This is a genomic window from Stutzerimonas stutzeri (genome assembly GCF_024448715.1).
GTDB lineage: Bacteria > Pseudomonadota > Gammaproteobacteria > Pseudomonadales > Pseudomonadaceae > Stutzerimonas > Stutzerimonas stutzeri_AR.
In genome coordinates this window covers 1-1585 of record NZ_JAMOHZ010000023.1, presented here as the reverse complement: position 1 = coordinate 1585, position 1585 = coordinate 1, and the positions used below count along the sequence as shown (strand labels likewise).

At 62.3% G+C, this 1585-nt stretch carries 1 protein-coding gene; it reads left to right on the top strand.

Annotated elements, in window-relative coordinates; all coding sequences use genetic code 11:
• Positions 1-1539: alkyl hydroperoxide reductase subunit F (ahpF, locus tag NAV33_RS21370; protein ID WP_255983764.1), on the top strand; the 1539-nt coding region annotated here is incomplete at its 5' end.
• Positions 1540-1585: the final 46 nt, after the last annotated feature.

Here is a 1585-nt window from a genome sequence, read left to right as displayed (position 1 = left end):
TTGAAAACCTACCTGGAAAAGGTCACTCAGCCGTTCGAGATCGTCGCGTCCCTCGATGACGGCGAGAAATCCCAGGAAATGCTCGCCTTGCTGGAAGACATCACCGGCTTGAGCGACAAAATCACGCTGCGCACCGATGGTGACGATGCGCGTCGCCCGTCGTTCGCGCTCAATCGTATCGGTGGCAACATCAGCCTGCGTTTCGCCGGTATCCCGATGGGGCACGAATTCACCTCATTGGTGCTCGCCCTGCTGCAGGTCGGTGGTCATCCATCGAAGACGGCGGCGGACGTGATCGAACAGATCAAGAATGTCGAAGGCGAATACCACTTCGAAACCTACTTCTCGCTGTCCTGCCAGAACTGCCCGGACGTGGTCCAGGCGCTGAATCTGATGGCCGTGCTCAACCCGAACATCCGCCATGTCGCCATCGATGGCGCACTGTTTCAGGCTGAAGTCGAGCGCCGTCAGGTCATGTCCGTGCCGAGCATCTACCTCAACGGCGAGCTGTTCGGCCAGGGCCGCATGGGCGAAGAAGAAATTCTCGCCAAGCTCGACACCGGCGCCTCGGCACGCGATGCCGAAAAACTCAGCGCCAAGGACGCCTTTGACGTGCTTGTTGTTGGCGGTGGGCCGGCTGGTGCCGCAGCGGCCATCTACGCGGCGCGTAAGGGCATCCGCACCGGTGTCGCCGCCGAGCGCTTCGGCGGTCAGGTGCTCGACACCATGGCCATCGAAAACTTCATCTCGGTCAACGAGACTGAAGGCCCGAAGCTGGCCCGTGCGCTGGAAAACCATGTGCGCGAATACGACGTCGACATCATGAATCTGCAGCGCGCTGCAGCTCTGATTCCCGCTTCGGCTGAAGGCGGACTGCACGAGATCAAGCTGGAGAATGGCGGCTCGCTCAAGGCCAAGACCCTGATCCTCGCCACCGGTGCCCGTTGGCGCGAAATGAACGTGCCGGGCGAGCAAGAATACCGCGGCCGTGGCGTCGCCTACTGCCCGCACTGCGACGGCCCGCTGTTCAAGGGCAAGCGCGTGGCGGTGATCGGTGGCGGCAACTCCGGCGTGGAAGCGGCCATCGACCTGGCTGGCATCGTCGCTCAGGTGACACTGCTCGAGTTCGACAGCCAGCTGCGTGCCGATGCCGTGCTGCAGAAGAAGCTCCACAGCCTGCCCAATGTCACCGTGATCACCAGTGCGCTGACCAGCGAAGTTACGGGCGACGGGCAGAAGGTCAACGGCCTGGTCTATAAGGATCGCAACTCCAGCGAGTTCCACAATCTGGAGCTCGAAGGGATCTTCGTGCAAATTGGCCTGCTGCCCAACACCGACTGGCTGAAAGGCACGGTGGAGTTGACCTCGCGGGGCGAGATCATCGTCGATGCGCGTGGCGAGACCTCGCTGCCGGGCATCTTCGCCGCCGGCGACGTCACCACCGTGCCGTACAAGCAGATCGTCATCGCGGTTGGCGAAGGCGCCAAGGCTTCGCTGAGTGCCTTCGACCACCTGATCCGCAGCTCCGTCGAAGACTGAGCGCAGCGGTAACGAAAAGGGGGAGCAGACTTCGGTCTGCTCCCCC